This window comes from Pseudomonas sp. S5F11 (genome assembly GCF_019641515.1).
GTDB classification, from domain to species: Bacteria; Pseudomonadota; Gammaproteobacteria; order Pseudomonadales; family Pseudomonadaceae; genus Aquipseudomonas; species Aquipseudomonas rhodesiae.
Map to the genome: position 1 here is coordinate 4,540,976 of NZ_JAIFJZ010000001.1, position 18,430 is coordinate 4,559,405.

Sequence of the window (18,430 nt, forward strand, 5' to 3'; positions counted from 1 at the left end):
AAGGTTTATGGAGATTGCCAGCATGGCTTCGGTGTGAGCCTGCTCTGACAGCCCTTTGCAATGTCTTTGGTGCTGAACTATTCCAGCAGAGTGGTTATCAACAACAACGGGAACGGGCAGTGGTAGGGGCGCCATCGGCATCGGTGATGCGCGCTAGTGAAATTGAGCAATCACGCTGCTGAGGAATTCGCAGTCTTCGAGGTGCTGGCATTTTTCTGAATCTCTGAGGAAAAAAATGCTGGATGTATGTACACTGACGCAACTGCACAGACATTTGCGTGGCGCCACCCTATGCGATTCACCGACACCAAGAGCGAAACCCTCAACCTGCGAGTCTCTCCGACCTTTAAGAAGGTCTTAAAGGAGGTCGCAGACCACCAACAGCGCAGTATGGTCAACATGCTCGAAGTGCTGCTGTGTGACTACTGTGACCGCAACGGCATCGCCTCTGAGGACAAAAAAAGCCATCCTCCTGCTTCCAAGCGGATGCGTCCAGGCCGTAAACCGCACGAGGGAGCAGTAGCATGACTTTTCGCTACATTGGTTCGAAGTCCAGGCTCATTGATCAGATAACGACCTATATGGGGCTCCCTAAACAGGGCGCCTTTTTTGTGGACGCTTTCTGTGGCACAGGGGTGGTTGCTGAAGCCGCTGCTGATCTGGGATGGGACGTGCGTATCAACGACAGTTTGCATTCAGCAGTGATTTCTTCAGGGGCTCGGTTAATCAGTGCTGATCAAGCGGCTTTCAAGAAGCTAGGTGGTTATACCCAGGCCATCGCTAAACTCAATGCGGCTAAGCCCAAGCATGGCTTTATGTGGCGCGAGTACAGTCCCGCATCGGTGGACACCTGTGGCCTTGAGCGACGCTACTTCACGCAGGAAAATGCGGCACGAATCGATGCTATACGGGCGCAGATCGCCGATTGGGCGGGAGCAGGCACTATTGATGAGGTAGAGGAGCGGTTGCTTATTGCAGACCTATTCGGCGCTTTGAATAGGGTGGCCAATATCGCTGGCACCTTTGGCTGCTTTCTTTCCAAATGGACAAACCAATCGCAAGACACAATCGCTATGCGCTGCCGTGATCTCAAAAAGAGAGGCGTGTGTGTTGAGGCTACTGTGGGTGATGTGTTTGATGTGCCCAACGCGGCGCATGATTTAGTTTATTTGGATCCCCCATACACTAAGCGGCAGTACGCGAGTTATTACCACATCCTTGAAACGGTGGCTCTGGGTGATGAACCTGAGGTAAAGGGGGTTGCAGGGCTTCGTCCTTGGAAGAAACTGGCTTCAGATTTTTGCTACAAGACTCGTGCTCTGCAAACGCTCTCACGTTTGGTGCAAGGCTTGAAGGCTCAAAAGGTTCTGCTCTCGTACAGCAGTGAAGGGCATATCTGCATGCAAGACATCGAGTCTGAGCTCTCAAAGATCGGCACGTCCACAATGCATCCCCTGGGAGCCATTGGTCGTTACCGTCCCAATAAGGTGGCTAGTAGCACTGCCTCTGACGTGAGCGAATTTTTGGTGGTGGTGGAGCGGCCTGCGGTACAGCTGCTCAAAGCTCAGCCCGAGGCAGTTAAAAAAACCATTAATCCCGTACTCCTGGAGAACTACGCATGAGCGCACCTCGTCCCGTTGAAGCGGAGTATCTGGCCTCAGCGGAGGCAGCTCTCACAAAGGCTGTTGGTAGCGCTCATGGCGCTGCCAGCTTCGAGCTTCGGCTTCAAGTTTTGGAGGCAGCATCAGCGCGTTTTGGTGGGTTTGACTTGGCGGCGTTTCACGAGACTTTTGGGGTCAGAAGCAAGAGCTCAGCGGCAGAGCTCTTGGAGCTTGCTGCACCTGTGGCAAGTGCCATCGAGCGTTCACCGATTCACCCTGCTTTGGCACTGAGTGTCCTAGCGCGAGAGGCCTTGCATGAGCAGGATCGAAAAAGCACGGGCGCCTACCATACTGACTTTCGTCTGGCTACACGACTGGCGAAGCTCGCTGCCCCCAAGCTCTCATACAAGAGCAAGGTGATTGATCCGGCCTGCGGCGCAGGAATTTTGCTGGCGGCCTTGACTCACGCAGTATGTGGGATGGACCGAGCCAAGACTGCGTATTGGTTAGCTTATGGTGTGTGTGCAGCGGATCTTTCGGGCAACTCTTTGCGTGCGGCATTACTTGCACTTGCGTCGTTCACTGATGATGTATCGATTCTTAAAGCTATGCGTGCACGTTGGTACTGTGGTGATAGCTTGATGGCAGATCGCAAGGTTTGGATTGCCATGGCTCCAGAGGGTTTTGATGCAGTGATCGGCAACCCGCCATGGGAGAAGGTCAAGCTCTCGCGGCACGAGTTCTTGAAGTCTTCAGGTACCAAGCGTCACTATGGGGCCCACATTCATGGGCTTGATGAGGAGCGATTTGCCCAGCAGCGCGATGAGGTAGCGAATTACTCTCGTCGCCTGCTGGCTCGCTATCCCGATTTGGGAAATGGAGAGCCAGACCTCTACATCGCTTTCACTGACCTCTTCTTTGAACTCTGTAAAGGGCAGGGTGTAGTGGTTGCACTAATCCCTGGGGGGCTCATTCGCTCGCAAGGAACCCGTGCCATGCGGCAGAAAATTTTTGATGCGAGCCAAAGCGTGTCCATGTCGATCATCGATAACCGTGCACGGTTCTTTGCCATCGACACGCGTTTTAAGTTCCTGGCGGTGGCTCTCACGAAGGCTGGCTCTCAAAAGAGCAAGCGTGAGCCCATTACCCTCATGCATGAGCGGGGCACCCCTACGAGCTTGGAGATCACGGGAGCTGCCACCATTGGGCGTGCAGCACTTGCGGGTATTCGGGGCGATTTGAGCCTGCCTGAGGTTCGTAGCGTATCTGAGTGGAAGCTCTTTTCGAAGATCAGCGAAGCAGGTGTTTCGTGGGACGAGCCTGGTTACGGCTGGATCCCGAAGTTTTGCCGCGAAGTTGATATGACCAAGGAGCGTCCTAAGTTCCTTGGGCGTGCCACGCCTGGCGCCCTGCCACTGGTGGAAGGGCGGATGGTGCAGGCACATCGTTTCGGTGTAAAAGGGCACGTGTCTGGCACTGGTCGCAGTGCGTTATGGGAGGCCTATGCCATTGGAGGGTCACGCGTTTCCCCCCAGTTTTGGATTTCGCCCTCTGACATGCCCCGTGCTAATAAGCACCGTGTTGAGGTGCTGCGTGCCGGCTTTTGCGATATCGCGGGACAGACGAATGAGCGCTCACTCATGGCCTCGTTAATCCCTGCAGGTGTAGTCTGTGGTAATAAGGTGCCTACGATTCTTTTTCCTGAGGACCCATCGGAAGAACGGCTGCTGGTGTGGGTATCGATCGCCAACAGTTTTGCCTTTGACTGGATGCTTCGCCGCGTGCTCACTACGACGGTGAATTACTTTCTGCTGCAAAGCGTGCCCATGCCAAAACTCGCCAAAGATGGCTTGCCTTGGAAGAGGCTGGTGAGTGCTGCACGCGAACTACGCACACTCGACAGTGCGGGGGCTACTCGTGAAACCTACGAGCGCTCAGCCCAGCTTCGTGGGGAGATTGATGCGGAAGTGGCTGTGGCATATGGGCTCGATTTAAAGGACATGGAGTTAATGTTCCAAGATTTCCCGCTTTTGGATCGGGGGCAGGTGGGAGTCCCTGGTGAGGACAAGTCCACAATTACCCGAGATAGTGCTTTGGCTGCAATGGCAAAACGCACAGGCAGCCAGTCTACAGTTTGGTCGCACCGTGCGGTGGAGGCACGTGCGTTGGGGGCTATTGCTTATGTCCCCTCTGAGCTCGCCCTAGGGGGCGAAGAAATCGAAGAAGAAGGATCCAAAATTCATGGCTAATGGAGCTGGGCATGTTGCTCGAATTCTGTACAAGGAAATTGTCCCTGGAGACCTGAGGAAAATTCTCGCCCAGTCCAACGATTCCGACACGGGCGGTGGGGCTCGCGATTTTCGTTTTGGCTCCTTTAAAACACTGCTGCCTGTTATCACGGAGATGTTTCCGAAGAAGACAAAGGAAAATCGTAAGCGCGATGGTGTGGTCGAAGAAATCGACGTGTTCCAAGGCGAGTTCTTTTGGCATGACGTTAGCGGCCAAGTTATGCGTAAGGACTCCTTCTTTGAGACTCCTACTGATGTGCGTCCATCAGAAGGTCGCATTGCTCGGGTGCATGAGTACGGCTGTTTTGACACGAGTCTTGTACCCAGGGGGGGTGTGGGCAACCGCATCTTGCTGCTACTGATTCAGTTAAGCGATGGATCTGTTTGGCCTTACTACGTTGAAGAAAAGACGCTGCGTATTGAGGGTAAATGGGACCCGGTGGTTGCTGCCGAGTTGCTGGGCTGTTTGAATGCCAAACGTGCTGCTAATCGCGCGGTGATCGGTTACCGAGATTTCACTAACGCGGGCAAGTACTGCAATGGCAAGTGACGACTGCAAGCAGGCATTAAAGCTGCTATCGCGTTCCCGCAACGTGCTGGTATCCGGTCCACCTGGCACAGGAAAATCGAAGCTCTTGGCTGAAGTCGCACTGGCCTTTGAAACGGGTTTTGGTGTCGCTCCCGCAGGTGGTCCACCACAGCTCAACCCTATGGGCGGTATACCGATTCCACCCGCTGCTGGGGCTGTTAAAGATATTCCTGCTCCCACGAAGATGGATCGCAAGGTATTTCGGACGGTCTTTCACCAAAACTCCAAGTACCGTGACTTTGTGTCGGGAATCACTCCGGCAGTTAACAAGCAAGCAGGAACCCCAGACTTCACCATCGTGAAAGGCACTCTGTATCGTGCCAGTGAGCATGCGAAGGGCGTCAATGGTGCTGCGCTTTTGATCATTGATGAGATCAACCGAGGCCCTGCGGTCCAGGCGTTCGGTGGTGCCATCGTCGCCATGGAGTCCGACAAGCGCTTGGCCCCTGATGGGGCCAGACGTGCCGAAACGCAGTTTTTTGAAATGCTCGATCCCATCTCTGGTGATGTGATCGAGTACGCATTACCTCATGACCTCTACATCCTTGCTGCGATGAATCAGGCCGATGCGTCTGTGGAACCCTTGGATGTCGCGTTTTTGCGGCGCTGGGAGCCTCTGCGTTTGGAGCCTGATGAAGAGGCTTTGCGGACGTTTTATGGACTGGGTGCCAAGAGTGCCAATCCATTGCCTGATGTGCTCACTAGCGTGAGCGATGCCTTGGAGGCTTCAGTTAGTGCCTGGGTTGCTGTAAACGCGCAAATTGCCCTGGGACGTGGCCCAGAGTTTCAGATTGGGCATGGCGTGCTGATGTCGAATGTGAGGCCGCAAACATTGGGTCTTAACGAGGCTTTAGGCACGCTGTGTGTAGGATGGGCCAAGGTGCGTGCACATGTGGAAGAGGTGTTCTTTGGGGACACCCGCGGCATCGCTGCAGCTCTTAATGCGCTCGATGGGCCGGTCTTCAATCCGTTCAAACTCACCGAGACGACTTTTGCGGACGATTTGCGATTTCTTCTTGAAGGACCTAAGAACTTTGCTGAGAACAATATTTACGCGGCTCTTAGGGCATTTGCCAGCCCTAGGGGGTAGCACGTGGTAACCCCCCGAACACGGCTGTCCCTTGTTGAGTACGGTTCACCTGTTGACCTAAGCCGTGCGATTGCTGATGCCATTGGGGTGGATCGCATAAAGGCCAACAGCCTTTTACTGGAGGCTGGGAACCGTGCTGCATCGAGCCTGAGGCTCAACTACAACCCTATCAGTGTTGATGCCAAAGGCACACGTGCCATCGATTTTGCGGGTCTCATTCGCCTGGCTCCTTCATTGGAACTGGAAGTTGCTCCCAAGTTTTTGGGGCTCGACGATACCGATACTGCGTGGCGCGAAGATTTCTTCTTTCTCTCCACGCTTTCACGCCACGGGCGACTCCTGGCTTCCGAGCGTTTATCGGCATCAGGAGGTACTCCAAGGGACTTGTCTACGCTAGTAGCTCGTTCCATCACGAGCATGTACGAGGCCCGTAAACGTAGGCCGCTACGTAGCTATCGTAGGGTGCGTGAAGCAGACTTCTTCATCGATGGTGATCCTGATCCGGTGGAGATCATCTTTCCTTCACCTGATGGTTTTGAGCAAGAGCTCATTCGTTTTGATCGCAAGAACGGTTGGAATGGGGACATCTTGGCAGCAGCCAAGGAGTTACTCCCTGAAGTAAGTGACCCATCGGCTGCAAGTTCATTGGTGCGTTTGATTGAAGACCTTTCGCCTCAGAACGTAGCTGCTAATCGTCGAAAACCCATTCCTGCACGGCACCGAGCGTGGAAGCCACTGCATGAGCTGTCCGTCGATGTTCTGGGAGGTTTAGGGCTTAGCTATAAGCAGGGCCAGTCCCATGCACCTGGTTATTTAGTGAATACCTGGCGTGTGTGGGAGGATCTGTTAACGGTGGCTGCACGATTGGGTTTTGGTCGTAGTGCCGTAGTGCCCCAACAGGGCTATCCCTTGGGCACCAAGATCAGAATGAGGACCGGTGCTTTGAGCAAACTTTCAGTGTACCCAGACTGCGTGATTGAGCAGGACGGAACAAGGCCAAGGATGCTGCTGGATGCCAAGTACAAGGGGCATGTGGAGAAGGGACAGCTTCGCATCAGTGAAACTGACATCTACGAAGCGCTAGCCTTCTCCAAAGCCACTGGATGTAACCTGGTAGCTCTGGCCTATCCAGCGCAGCCAGGTGCTGTTCCACAACCCGTAGGTGCGTGTATGGTCTTTGAAAAGGTTGTGGTGGACTCTGTGCAAATTGTAGGCATTCAGATTGAGACTCGCCTGATTTCAAGGGCGGGAGCGCTCAGGGCTTTTGCTGCAAATATGGCTGCTGGGTTGGTCACAGCTTTTTTGTGATTTATTAAGTACAACTGCTGGATCATAAAAAAATAAGTGACGGAGTACCGTGCCGATGACCGCCCTGGCATCAGCCAGGGGCAGTCCATCGGGCGGTGTGAACCTTAGGGGTTACAGGTAACCTCGTTCGGCCAACGACACACATCCGTCATGGCCAACCACCACATGATCCAATATGCGGGTGCCGACCATGTTCAGAGCGTTCTTGAGGGTGGTGGTCAGGGTCAGATCGGTTTGGCTGGGTTCTGGGTCGCCGGAGGGGTGGTTGTGCACCATAATGATGGCCGCAGCGTTGTGCTCCAAGGCGATCTTGACCACTTCTCGTGGGTACACGCTAGCCCCATCCAGCGTACCTCTGAACAGTTCTCTAAAGCCTATGACCCGATGTTTGGAGTCGAGCAGCAGCAGGGCAAAGACTTCATACTCGTGGTACTGCAGCAGTGTTTGCAGGTGGCTGAACACCTGCTTCGGCTCAGTCAGTGCCCTGCCTTTAGACAGACGACTCATGGCCAGTTGTTGCGCCATCTGCAGGATGTCGGCCTCGGTGACGGGGGACTCCATGACGTATGTGCCACTCGCTTCACCGGCTTTGAGCTTGTGATATTTCATGACAGTATTCCTGTAAGAATGGGGAAGGCTGGGGAGGTTGAGCAGAGCGTTACTGAACGGAAGGCCTAGTGCTGTGCTCGATAGCCTGAGCCTCCAGCTTCTGAACCAGTGAGGGCTTTGACGGCGCTGTCGGTTTGGCCTCTGCGTTGCTGGGTGGGGTTTCAGCAGCGGGAAAGAACTCCTCGACAATAACGCCACTGTCCTCCTCGCTGTCTTCAAAAGCGCCATTGTTAAAACCTTGCCGGGCTGCGTGATCCAAGGCGCTCTGGTCAAAGCCCGAGGCTTGCCGGGTCTCTTCCAGTTGTTTGGCGGCCAATAGGGCGTCTTCTAAACTCAGTCCACTGCGCACCGTGATATCGACGTAGAAGATCGGTGTGCCATGGCTCTGCCGGGTGGACTTACCGCGTAGACGCAACTCCAGCGGCAGGCAGGCCAGGCGATTGCCAGAGATGGCTTGCAGGTAATGCAGGCGCGCTGCCAGGGTGCGGATGCTATTGAATCCAGTGGTGCGGAAGACAAAACTGCCCAGTGGGTCGTCATCACCAATCACTACGTTCAGTCGACCGTAAGGTTTGCAGGCATTGCCTTGGGCCAGTGGGCAACCATCGGGTGAAGGGCAGGGCAGCGATTGGATGCCGTCCTTGGTCAAACGCTTGCAAGTTTCACCATTGCCGACGCACAACGGCCTGCCGGTCGTACGGTCGAACAGGCTGTAGTCCGCACGAAAGTTGAGGTCTGGTACGTTGAACAACAAGCGGATCGGAATGCTGCGCAGCTTGCCGTCCTGACCATTGCGCAGTTCTTCGTTGAGTGGATGCAGCAGCCAGCCGTCACGGCTCTGGACTTGCGACGTGATTGTGAACTGATCATCTTTCTCGGGCAGGCGCTTGCCGTTTTTCTCGACGACCTTACCGATGGAAATGCGCCCGAGTACCGGCGGAGTGATGGCTAAACCTTTGAGCATGGTGGTGCTCCTTGATCTGAAAATACAAAAGCCACCGGGACGTGAACGGTCCGGGTGGCTAGGGTGAGAAGGTTGTTTCAGGCGAGCAGGAAGCGACGAGTGCCTGCTTTGGCCTTGGGGTACCGAGCCTGCAGGTAGGGCTTGTCTTTGAGCATCTTTTCGACATCCAGACCAATGCTGTCCTTGGATTTCTTCCAGCTGATGTAGCCCTCAGCAAACTCTGCACGGGTGGCTTCCCCCATGGCCTGCTGCAGAATCTGCTTGAGCTGCGCCTCACGCGTTTCTTGCTGAGCAATGTTCTGACGAACTGACTTGAGCTCCAGGAACGTGCTGGTCAGCGCCGGGTGCTGGCTGAAGTCCAAGGTCTGTCCGTTATCCTCGGGATAGAGGCAGCGCAATGCCGCTTCCGCAGATGCTGTGCCATCGGCCGGTGGCGGGGTGTCACTGATGACGTAATCCCAGAACAGCCGTTCTAGATCAATCAGCCGAGCAATCAACGCCTCGTCGCGTGTGATGCGATGGATTTCCAGTTGCTGGCCACCGAGCAGCACCGCCACATCAGCGGCCTGCTTGCCTGTGACTGCAAGCTGGTGCATGACTTGCAACTGCACATATTCGGGCACGCCCTCTTTCCAGAGGCGCGCCCCGTTTATGCCGGCAGTTTTGCATTCGAGGATTTGCACCTCTGGAGCACCGATTACCTCGCGGTCGATATTGGCGAGCATCCACGGGAGCGCCGGATCGGGATGCTGTAGTACAGCGTTGATCCGTCGAACCTTGTTCTGGCTGCGTTTGCTGTAGTGCCAGGCCACGATGGGTTCCAGCACATTGCCCCAGTACAGCGGGCTTTCCTCATCGTGAGGATCGGCCTTCGGTAGCCCTGCATCGCGACCGGTCTTCTCTAGCCACAGCTCCAACTGCGACTTGTAGGGGTTCAGACCCACTGCAGCGGCGGCATCCGAACTGCCGATGCCTTGCTTGCGGATCTGCAACCAGTCCTCGCGGGGCAGCTCCTTGGTGTTGACCAGGCGCAGGGCAGGGCGTTTCTTAGGGGTGCTACTATTCAATGACGTTGCTTTCATCGTCTTTACCTGTTGGCATAAAAACGCCCGACCAGCACAAGGCTGACCGGGCGCGAGGATTGATGTGAGTGAGGGTTAGGCGGCGAGTTGCAGAGCGGCATCCAGGGCGCGTTGCTTGATCTGCGCCCCCTGACCGAACCATGCCGAGTCCAGGCGGTACTCGTTACTGCGGGCACGGCGCTCGTGGTCGACATACTCGGTCACGGCATTCAGCAGGCCCCAAGCGGTGCCGCGTGCCGACTCTAGCTGACTGCCCCGACCACGCCCTTCGTACAAGTCCTGCACCTTGCGCAGGGCTCGCTCATTGGGGAGTTGCTCCGGCAGAGCACCGGTTGGGCTGGTCTCACACATCACGTTCATGAAGAAACCCAGCGCCTCATGCCACTGCACCTTGCGTTCAGCCAAAGCCCTCATGCGATACATAAATTCGTCCCAGCCAGAGACGGCGATGCCCAGTTGCTTCTTCACCGTCTTCGGTTCAAAGCGAGTGTTGTGGGGCACCTTGATGGCGCGGCTGCTGCCGTCCAAGGCGATGGTCAGGGTGTTGTTGCACACCACACGCACGGTGGTTGGCGTTGCTGTGGTAGCCAGTGTGCCGTCACAGGAGGTGGCGAGCAGGAGGTAGCCGTTGACCTGGTCGTTACCCTTGAGCGTTGCGCCTTGCCCGGTGCGCGCCAGCGCCCAGAACTTGCGACCACCCTTGAGCACGCCGGCCGTTTCCAACTCGTAGCCGGAGACCTCGGTGAGATCGCGGTAGAACTCCAGCACCTCTCTCGGCTGCACGGTGTGGTAACGCTGCGAGACCACCGACAGAGGGGCCTTGGTGTCGGAGCGGTAGAGCACTTTCTGCTCGGGGAAGGAATGGATGGTGCCCAGGTGGCCAATGGCGTCAGACTTAAAATGGACCGGACTTTCCTGAATCTCCCAGTCCATGCCGGCTTCACGCTGCCAGACCTCAATAGGTTGTTTGCGGGGCAGGTTGTTGCCCAGGCCATGCCAGGGAGTAGCGCCAGCGTAGGCCATGGTTTCAACGAGATGAGCCATGAGAATGATTCCTTACGGATGAAGGGGAAAGAGCGTCGTTTCATCAACGAGCGACGCCCGTTCACAAAGGCTTAACGGTTGACGCTGAAGCTGTAACCGCACTCTAGACATTGGTAATTGGCCAGCACCTTGTCGTCGATCTGCTCGCCCAGCGTGGCCCCCGCAATGCCCCCCGCGGCCCCGCCGAACAGACCACCCAAAATCGCCCCGGCGATGCTGCCAATAGCAATGCCCACCGGCCCACCGACTACACCCAGTACCGCGCCGGCTTCCGCACCTGACAGGGCACCGGCGGCGCCACTGGCTGCACCACCTGCGGCGCCAATCAATCCACCCGTTTGTTTACCGATATTTTTAGTGATGACGCGTCCAGAGTTACAGCTTGGGCAAGGGGTAAACATGTGCAAATCCTCTCAAGTGATGAGCGTGCCGAGGTAGAAGCTGGCACGCAAAATCCCCAGCAGCAGTCCATACTGCGGGGCGTTCACAGAGGTGATATAGGTTTGAAATATTTTCGGATCCGATTTTTGATTGATTTATCGCTGTAGAAGAAACCGGATACTGGTCCTGAAGGCTTTGAGAGGGATGAGGAAGGGCGAAAATGACATTCTGAAGAATGTGGGACGCTGGCAGTCCTGAGCGAAAACTGATCCAGGTGAACCCACAGTACATGGGGCTATGGATCCCTACCGCGACCGGCTGGCAGGTCAAGAGACGCAGACAACGCATCAATCACGTCCCGTATGAAAATCGTCTTGATCTCGCCCATGATGAGACCTTCACCATCGGCAACCCTGTGAGGTGGCAGCATGTCCGTAGCTCGCTTCTGGCGAAGAGCTGACGTTGGGTCAACGTATCGAGACGACTTTTTTGTCTTGATTATCTCTGATAGCTGACACCGACAGGTTGCCTGTAGCAGCTTCCTGAATGTGGTCGCTCCACCACGCCATCATAGGGCGTCTGCGTTCTATGTAATCTGCTCGGTTGTACGCGCTACGTACCTCGTCTTTATCGACGTGAGCAAGCGCAACCTCAATCAATTCAGGATCCCAGCCGTGCTCGTTGAGAATGGTGCTCGCCATAGAGCGCATCCCATGGCTTACCAGGCGTCCTTCGAAACCCATGCGTTTCAGTGCCATGTTGGCGGTTTGGCTGTTGCAGTGGGTACGAGGGTTCCGGTCTGCGGGGAACACATGCTCCCGATGTCCACTGTAGGGCTTGATCGCTTCCAGGAGCGCGAGAGCCTGCTGCGTGAGCGGGACAATGTGCGTGCGGCGCTTCTTCATGCGCTCCGCAGGAATCGTCCAGATCTTCTTCTCTATGTCGATATCTGCCCAGCGGGTGGTTGCTGCCTCGACTGGCCGGGTCATGGTGTGGAGCTGCCACTCGATCAGGCAGCGGGTTGTCCTTTTTATGCTGGCATTGGCTATTGCCACCATGAGTTCTTTCAACTCATCGGGGGGCAGTGCCGCCATGTTTTTCTTTTTCGGTTTCTTGAAGACGGAGCGGATACCGCTGAGCGGGTTCGCGTGAATCAGTCCCGAGTTGACCCCGTAAGTCATGATCTCGTTGAGCCGCTGCGTCAGCCGCTTCACGGTTTCAAGGCTGCCCTTGGTTTCGAGTGGCCGGAGCAGGTTGATGACTTGAGGTGCGCTGATGGCTGAGATCGGTGTGGAGCCCAAGTCCGGGAATACGTGCAACGTTAGCGAGCGCCAGATGTCCTCAGCGTAGGCCGACGTCACAGCATCTTTCTTCAGCTCATACCAGGACGTCGCCACATTCTGGAATGTGTGTTCAGTTGCAGCTTGTTTAGCTTGCAGCACAGCATCCCGTTTCTCTTTAGGGTCGATGCCATGGGCAAGTGCTTCCCTCGCTTCAATGGAACCCTTGCGTGCTTGCGCTAACGAGACTTCAGGGAAGGTTCCCAGTCCCATGTTGATCCGCTTCTTCGTCACAGGATGTCGATAGTTGAAGTTCCACAGCTTAGAGCCATTGCTTCTCACTCGCATTTGAAGTCCGCCGCCATCAAATAGGACATAGTCCTTTTCAGCAGGCTTGGCAGATTTGATTTTGAGTTCAGTGAGGCGGGTAGCTTGTGCGCACATTGGCATTCCAGAATTGATTTTGGCATTCCAAAAATTAGCACCTACGGGCTTGGAATGCCATTTGGAATGCCAAAAGGCGTGGCTGCTCCTGGACGTCCGTGGACGCTGATAGCGCTGAAAGTCCCGTATTTACTGGGTTTCAGGCACAAAAAAAGACGTCCGTGGACGTCTTTAGATGATTATTTGGTGGAGCCGGGGGGATTTGAACCCCCGTCCGCCAATACTCCGCTGTCGGTACTACATGCGTAGCCGTGTCTATTAAGTTAACCCTTGGCGACCCGACGGGCAGGGTGCTTTGGGCGAGTTGTGTAAGTTTTAGCCGCTTCGTCCACAACGTACTGCACGGCGATTCTGTTCTATATGACAATCATTTTGGGTTTACAGACATCCCCTGATGATTGCTGGGCCCGAAGGCACCAGGAGTGCATGTCAGCTGCAATTAAGCAGCGAGAGCAGCACCGTATTGGTCGTCATTGGCAACTATAAGAAGTTGCAACAGTGGATTTACGAGTTCTGTTACCAACTCGGCATGCACCTAAAGTTTCGCAACCGGCGTCGAATCCTAAACGGCCCCGTGCTTGTAACTCGTTGTTTCGTAGTGAGTGACAAGCCTGTGCAGTGTACGCCAAACCGTCACGGAAGGCCAACCCGAAGGTTGGCCTTAACGCTTACTCGCCACCTTTCTCGCTGTTTTGCAGGTCTTGCAGCGTCTTGGAGGTGATCTCGATGCACTTCTTGTCATCGCCTGCGGCGTGGGCCGCTTTAGCCTGGGCCACGGCGGTGTCGATTTCGCCGCTTTTGCCACTGGTATCGGTGGCGAGTAACGCTTTACCGTTATTGATTTTATCCAAGTTGATCTGGCATAGGTCTTTGTCGCCGGCGGCAAAGGCGGGAGAGGCCAGCATCGCAGCAGTCATGAACAAGCCAGCTAGAGCGGAACGCTTCATCGGGTATCTCCTTGCGCAAAAGGGCTCGACGCTGCTGGCGTACGGCTGCCAGCGACATCAGTGAGGGCCTCGATTGTCGAGGCCTATTCAGCTGACTACGCCGACGCGCAGGGGTTCTGTTTTTTTGCAGCGTTAATGGGCACGGGCCTGGGTGACCCGGTCCACCAGGTAGACCAGTCCGTGATAATCGATGCCGCCATGTTGGCTCAGGCCGATCTCGCAGGTGCGGCTGGTGGAAATGCCTTCGCTGCAAAATCGCACCGCGTCCTTGAGTGAGCGCAGCGAATGGGCATTGAGTTCCGGCGTGGTAAAGCCCTTGTCACCGGCAAAACCACAGCAATGAATGCCTTCCGGGATGATCACGGTGCTGGCGCAACGTCGGGCCAGTTCAATCAGCGCCTGGCTTTCGCCCAGGTGTTGGGTGCTGCAGGTGACGTGCACCGCGATCGGTGCTTCCTGCGGTGTGAAGTCCAGTCGATCCATGAGATGGGTGCGGATAAACCGCACCGGGTCATAGAGGTCCAAGCGGGTTTCGCCCAGGTCTTGCACCAGGCGCAGGGTGCAGGGGCTGGTGTCGCAGTAGATGGGGTCCAGGCCGCCGCGACTGGCGTGGAGCAGGGCGCCGATCAGTTCCTGGCGTTTGTGTTCGGCCTGTTCGGCGTAACCTTTTGAAGCGAATGGCTGACCGCAGCAGAGGTTGTCTTGATTCTCTGGGATAACCACTTGGTAACCGGCTTTTTCCAGTAGGCCACGGGTTTTGTCGTACAGCGACATCTGCTCTTTATCGCCGGCAGCTGGGCCCATTGCCCGCGACACGCATGCCGCCAGGTAGACGACGCGGGGCCTCTCGTCAGTTACAGGAGGACTGAAGCGAATGGCTTTTTCCGGCTGGGGCATGGCGTTTGTCCACTGAGGGATTTGCCCTTTCGACAAACGGGTTGCTGTGGCAGACAGCTTGGCCAGACGCGGCGCGCCCAGCAGCATGCGGGCGCCATTTGCCACATGCAGGGTAAAGCGCGCACCTTGCAACGCAGTGGAGAAATGGGTGGCCAGCCATTCGGCCGTTTTCGTACGGTCTGCGTTCCTGGCACGCAGTTTTTTCACCAGGTCGCCGGTATTAATTCCCACAGGGCAGCGCTGGGCGCAGAGGCCGGTGGCGGCGCAGGTGTCGATGCCTTGATAGTGGTATGCCGTTTCCAGTTCGGTGGTATCGACCCCGGCGCGTTTCTTGGCTTGTATATCGCGCCAGATCACAATGCGCTGGCGCGGGCTCAGTGTCAGCCCTTTGGACGGACACACCGGTTCGCAGAATCCGCACTCGATGCATTTATCCACCAACTCATCGGCGGCGGGCAGCGGCTTGAGGTGCTTGAGGTGGATCTGCGGGTCTTCGCTGAGCACCACGTCCGGGTTGAGAATGCCGTTGGGATCGAGCAGACGCTTGAGTTGCCACATCAACTGATAGGCATCGCTGCCCCATTCCAGCTCGACGAATGGGGCCATATTACGCCCGGTGCCGTGTTCGGCCTTGAGCGAACCGCCGAACTCCACTGCAACCAGCTGCGCGACGTCATCCATAAACGCTTGATAGCGTGCGACTTCCTCACTGCTGTTGAAGCCTTGAGTGAACACGAAGTGCAGATTGCCTTCCAGCGCGTGTCCGAAAAGGATCGCTTCGTCATAGTGATGTTTGTCGAACAGTTCGATCAGGCGGTTTACGCCGATAGCCAATTGCTCGACCGGGAAGGTCACATCTTCGATGATCACCGTAGTACCGGTCTTGCGTACGGCGCCGACGGCGGGGAAGGTGTCTTTACGAATGGCCCACAGGCGGGCGTTTTCCACGGGGTCTTCGGTGAAGTCGACCTGTTTTTCCACAGGAAAACGGGCCAGGGACGCCATGATCAGTGCCAGTTGTTCCTGCAGTAGCGAGGAAGTCGCCGCGCGGGATTCGATCAGCAGTGCGCAGGCATTTTCCGATAGGTGTTGTACGAACGCGGGCATGCCGGGTTTGTTCTGCACCGAACGCATGCTACGGCGGTCCAGTAGCTCTACGGCCGAGACTGGCTGAGTTTTCAGCACGGTGACGGCGTTGCAACAGGTCTCCACATCCGGGAACACAATCAATGCCGACGCCTTGTTCGGATGATCGACCACGGTGTTGTAGGTCACTGCACTGATGAAACCCAGCGTACCCTCGGAGCCCACCAGCAGGTGGCTGAGAATTTCCAGCGGGTCGTCAAAGTCCACCAAAGCGTTAAGTGACAGGCCGGTGGTATTTTTCAGGCGGTACTTATGGCGAATTTTCGCCGCCAACTCGGTATTTGCCCGCGTTTCGCGCCCCAGTGTTGCCAGGCGCTCCAGCAGTGCGCCGTGTTGCGCGCGAAAAGCGCTGACGCTGACAGGGTCTTCCGTATCCAGACGGCTACCGTCGGCCAACACCAAGCGTATGCCCGCCAGGGTGTGGTAAGTGTTCTGTGCGGTGCCGCAGCACATACCGCTGGCGTTGTTGGCAACAATACCGCCGATCTTGCAGGCGTTGATGGATGCCGGGTCCGGACCGATCTTGCGCCCGAACGGCGCGAGCCAGGCGTTGGCCTGCGCGCCGATCACGCCGGGCTGCAAACGGATCTGCGTGCCTTGTCCACGAATTTCGCGGTCGTTCCAGTTGTCGCCCAGTACGATCAGCACCGAGTCGCTGATCGCTTGCCCGGACAGGCTGGTGCCGGCGGCGCGAAAAGTAACGGGTACATGGTCGCGTTGGGCCCATTGCAGCAGCGTCACGACTTCGTCTTCGGACTCTACACGGATCACCAGTTGTGGGATCAATCGGTAAAAGCTGGCGTCGGTTCCGAACGCGAGGGTGGACAGCGGGTCGTCGAAGCGTCGGTTTGGTGGGATCAGCTGTGCGACGTCATTAAGGAAAGCGGCAGGCAGACTCATTCGTCCTCCAGAAATAGCGGACGCCGGAATAGTTACCCGGCGTCGGTTCTTACCCTATTACGTGCAGGTCTCAGTGCACCAGCATACCGGTGAACCAATAGGCCTGTGCCAACGTGATCAAGCCCACGATGGTGGCAAAGAACAGGCTGTGCTTGAGGGTGAAGCGGAACAGGTCGGATTCCTTGCCGACTAGGCCGGTAGCGGCGCAGGCCACGGCGATCGACTGTGGCGAGATCATCTTGCCGGTAACGCCACCGCTGGTATTGGCGGCAACCAACAGCGTGTCGTTGACGCCGATCTGGTGGGCAGTGGTGGCTTGCAGCGAGCTGAACAGTGCGTTGGACGAGGTGTCGGAGCCTGTCAGGAAAACCCCCAGCCAGCCGAGGAATGGCGAGAAGAACGGGAAAGCTGCCCCTGTCCCGGCCAATACCAGCGCCATGGTCGACGACATGCCGGAATAGTTGGTGACAAAAGCAAATGCCAGCACCATGCCGATGGACAGGATTGGCCAACGCAGTTCGTAAAACGTTTCTTTTAAAGTGGTCAGACCAGTTTTGACGTTGATCTTCAGCACCAGCATCGAGATCAGCGCGGAGAAGAAAATCGCCGTACCGGTGGCTGAAATCGGGTCCAGCTTGAACACCGCCGGGATTGCGGTGGGGTTGGTCACGATGGGGGCGACCTTGATCACCAGTTGATCCAGATGTGGAATCGCGAAGTTGAACACCCAGCTGTACATCGAGCCGCCGGCGGCGAACATCGCCTTGAACGGTTTGAGGGTCCAGATCGTCACCAACACCGTGAGAATCAGGAACGGCGACCACGCCTTGAAAATCTGCCCCAGGCTGTACGGCGATGCGACCGTGCTGCGCGGCTGGCCAAAGCCGCCGGCACTTGCAGTCACTACCGTGTTTGAGGTGGCGCCGGCAATTTGCGCGCCAGCGGTGCGCTTGGGTTGCCAGACTTTCAGGAACAGCGTCAGGGCAATCAGGCTGGCCAGCGCCGAAGTGATGTCTGGCAGTTCCGGGCCGATGAAATTGGAGGTGAAGTACTGGGTGATTGCAAAGCTCAAACCCGCAACCAGGGCTGCTGGCCAGGTTTCACGCACGCCGCGCAGACCGTCCATCATGAATACCAGCCAAAACGGTACGAATAGCGACAGCAATGGCAGTTGGCGGCCAGTCATGGCGCCGATCTTGAACGCATCGATGCCCGTCACTTGCCCGGCCACGATGATGGGGATGCCCAGTGCGCCAAATGCGACGGGGGCGGTGTTAGCGATTAAGCATAGGCCGGCGGCGTAAAGCGGGTTGAAGCCAAGGCCGACCAGCAGCGCGGCGGTGATGGCCACGGGTGCGCCGAAACCGGCCGCACCTTCCAAGAAGGCGCCAAAGCAGAAGCCAATCAGCAGCACTTGCAGGCGTTGGTCATCGGTGATCGACAGAACCGAGCTACGGATAATCTCGAATTGGCCGCTTTTAACCGTAAGTTTGTAAAGGAACACGGCCGCGACGATGATCCACGCGATAGGCCACAGACCATAGGCGAACCCGTAACCGGCAGCGGCGAAAGCCATATCGACCGGCATCTGGAAAGCAAAAATCGCCACCATGATCGACAGTGCCAGGGTAATGCTGCCGGCCACATGCCCTTTGAGGCGGAACACTGCCAGGGCCAGGAAGAAGAATACGATCGGGATGACTGCGGCGAGAGCGGACAAGCCGAGGCTGCCGAGTGGGCTGTAAAGCTGTTGCCAGGTTTGCATATGGGGTGGCCCCTAATTGTTGTTGGTCAGGCACTTTTTTGTCGATATGGACAATTGGTAATACCAATTTACAATCGATGTGAGCTAGGTTAAAA

15 protein-coding genes and 1 other RNA gene are annotated in these 18,430 nt (G+C 56.4%); 6 read left to right on the forward strand and 10 right to left on the reverse strand.

The window, feature by feature from the left end:
- Positions 1-291: 291 nt before the first annotated feature.
- From K1567_RS20485 to K1567_RS20510, 6 genes are read left to right on the forward strand one after another with little or no spacing between them, the layout of a single operon-like run.
- On the forward strand, positions 292-528 hold the full coding sequence (locus K1567_RS20485; RefSeq protein WP_220698813.1) for a hypothetical protein: 237 nt from the start codon (positions 292-294) through the stop codon (positions 526-528).
- Positions 525-1,622 carry a DNA adenine methylase gene (locus K1567_RS20490; protein ID WP_220698814.1) on the forward strand — a complete coding sequence of 366 codons (1,098 nt, stop codon included), beginning with the start codon at positions 525-527 and terminating at the stop codon, positions 1,620-1,622. Before K1567_RS20485 ends, K1567_RS20490 begins: the two co-directional genes overlap by 4 nt.
- A complete protein-coding gene (locus K1567_RS20495) occupies positions 1,619-3,850 on the forward strand; it encodes an Eco57I restriction-modification methylase domain-containing protein (protein ID WP_220698815.1) in 2,232 nt (743 codons plus the stop codon). Before K1567_RS20490 ends, K1567_RS20495 begins: the two co-directional genes overlap by 4 nt.
- Positions 3,843-4,439 carry a hypothetical protein gene (locus tag K1567_RS20500; RefSeq protein WP_220698816.1) on the forward strand — a complete coding sequence of 199 codons (597 nt, stop codon included), beginning with the start codon at positions 3,843-3,845 and terminating at the stop codon, positions 4,437-4,439. The genes K1567_RS20495 and K1567_RS20500 overlap by 8 nt, the downstream gene beginning before the upstream one ends.
- Positions 4,429-5,568, forward strand: coding sequence for an AAA family ATPase (locus tag K1567_RS20505; RefSeq protein ID WP_220698817.1), 1,140 nt, complete (start codon positions 4,429-4,431; stop codon positions 5,566-5,568). Before K1567_RS20500 ends, K1567_RS20505 begins: the two co-directional genes overlap by 11 nt.
- A gap of 3 nt (positions 5,569-5,571) precedes the next feature.
- A complete protein-coding gene (locus K1567_RS20510; RefSeq protein ID WP_220698818.1) occupies positions 5,572-6,876 on the forward strand; it encodes an McrC family protein in 1,305 nt (434 codons plus the stop codon).
- Between the two features lie 111 nt (positions 6,877-6,987).
- On the opposite strand, the gene radC is transcribed toward K1567_RS20510, so the two are convergent.
- The 10 genes from radC to K1567_RS20560 all read right to left on the reverse strand — a co-directional run bounded on the left by radC (position 6,988) and on the right by K1567_RS20560 (position 18,335).
- A complete protein-coding gene (gene radC / locus K1567_RS20515) occupies positions 6,988-7,485 on the reverse strand; it encodes a DNA repair protein RadC (protein WP_220698819.1) in 498 nt (165 codons plus the stop codon).
- Between the two features lie 49 nt (positions 7,486-7,534).
- A complete protein-coding gene (locus K1567_RS20520) occupies positions 7,535-8,449 on the reverse strand; it encodes a hydrolase or metal-binding protein (RefSeq protein WP_220698820.1) in 915 nt (304 codons plus the stop codon).
- A 77-nt stretch (positions 8,450-8,526) separates the two neighbouring features.
- A complete protein-coding gene (locus K1567_RS20525) occupies positions 8,527-9,531 on the reverse strand; it encodes a YqaJ viral recombinase family protein (RefSeq protein WP_220698821.1) in 1,005 nt (334 codons plus the stop codon).
- Positions 9,532-9,606: 75 nt separating this feature from the next.
- Positions 9,607-10,575: a DUF932 domain-containing protein gene (locus tag K1567_RS20530; protein WP_220698822.1), complete on the reverse strand. Its 969-nt coding sequence runs from the start codon at positions 10,573-10,575 to the stop codon at positions 9,607-9,609.
- Positions 10,576-10,646: 71 nt separating this feature from the next.
- Positions 10,647-10,976 (reverse strand): hypothetical protein, encoded by a 330-nt coding sequence (locus tag K1567_RS20535; RefSeq protein WP_220698823.1) that lies wholly within the window; start codon positions 10,974-10,976, stop codon positions 10,647-10,649.
- A gap of 447 nt (positions 10,977-11,423) precedes the next feature.
- Positions 11,424-12,680, reverse strand: coding sequence for an integrase domain-containing protein (locus K1567_RS20540; protein ID WP_220698824.1), 1,257 nt, complete (start codon positions 12,678-12,680; stop codon positions 11,424-11,426).
- Between the two features lie 184 nt (positions 12,681-12,864).
- Positions 12,865-13,254: a transfer-messenger RNA gene (gene ssrA, locus K1567_RS20545) on the reverse strand.
- Positions 13,255-13,348: 94 nt separating this feature from the next.
- Positions 13,349-13,627, reverse strand: coding sequence for a hypothetical protein (locus K1567_RS20550; protein WP_040265442.1), 279 nt, complete (start codon positions 13,625-13,627; stop codon positions 13,349-13,351).
- A gap of 132 nt (positions 13,628-13,759) precedes the next feature.
- A complete protein-coding gene (locus K1567_RS20555) occupies positions 13,760-16,570 on the reverse strand; it encodes an FAD-binding and (Fe-S)-binding domain-containing protein (protein ID WP_220698825.1) in 2,811 nt (936 codons plus the stop codon).
- Positions 16,571-16,640: 70 nt separating this feature from the next.
- Positions 16,641-18,335, reverse strand: a complete 1,695-nt coding sequence (locus K1567_RS20560) for a lactate permease LctP family transporter (protein WP_169868967.1) — start codon at positions 18,333-18,335, stop codon at positions 16,641-16,643.
- Between the last annotated feature and the right edge of the window lie 95 nt (positions 18,336-18,430).

Bases quoted from the DNA above. Each gene is read 5' to 3' on its own strand.
- K1567_RS20485 (WP_220698813.1), top strand. From the start codon at position 292: ATGCGATTCACCGACACCAAGAGCGAAACCCTCAACCTGCGAGTCTCT.
- K1567_RS20490 (WP_220698814.1), top strand. From the start codon at position 525: ATGACTTTTCGCTACATTGGTTCGAAGTCCAGGCTCATTGATCAGATA.
- K1567_RS20495 (WP_220698815.1), top strand. From the start codon at position 1,619: ATGAGCGCACCTCGTCCCGTTGAAGCGGAGTATCTGGCCTCAGCGGAG.
- K1567_RS20500 (WP_220698816.1), top strand. From the start codon at position 3,843: ATGGCTAATGGAGCTGGGCATGTTGCTCGAATTCTGTACAAGGAAATT.
- K1567_RS20505 (WP_220698817.1), top strand. From the start codon at position 4,429: ATGGCAAGTGACGACTGCAAGCAGGCATTAAAGCTGCTATCGCGTTCC.
- radC (WP_220698819.1), bottom strand. From the start codon at position 7,485: ATGAAATATCACAAGCTCAAAGCCGGTGAAGCGAGTGGCACATACGTC.
- K1567_RS20520 (WP_220698820.1), bottom strand. From the start codon at position 8,449: ATGCTCAAAGGTTTAGCCATCACTCCGCCGGTACTCGGGCGCATTTCC.
- K1567_RS20525 (WP_220698821.1), bottom strand. From the start codon at position 9,531: ATGAAAGCAACGTCATTGAATAGTAGCACCCCTAAGAAACGCCCTGCC.
- K1567_RS20530 (WP_220698822.1), bottom strand. From the start codon at position 10,575: ATGGCTCATCTCGTTGAAACCATGGCCTACGCTGGCGCTACTCCCTGG.
- K1567_RS20535 (WP_220698823.1), bottom strand. From the start codon at position 10,976: ATGTTTACCCCTTGCCCAAGCTGTAACTCTGGACGCGTCATCACTAAA.
- K1567_RS20540 (WP_220698824.1), bottom strand. From the start codon at position 12,680: ATGTGCGCACAAGCTACCCGCCTCACTGAACTCAAAATCAAATCTGCC.
- K1567_RS20550 (WP_040265442.1), bottom strand. From the start codon at position 13,627: ATGAAGCGTTCCGCTCTAGCTGGCTTGTTCATGACTGCTGCGATGCTG.
- K1567_RS20555 (WP_220698825.1), bottom strand. From the start codon at position 16,570: ATGAGTCTGCCTGCCGCTTTCCTTAATGACGTCGCACAGCTGATCCCA.
- K1567_RS20560 (WP_169868967.1), bottom strand. From the start codon at position 18,335: ATGCAAACCTGGCAACAGCTTTACAGCCCACTCGGCAGCCTCGGCTTG.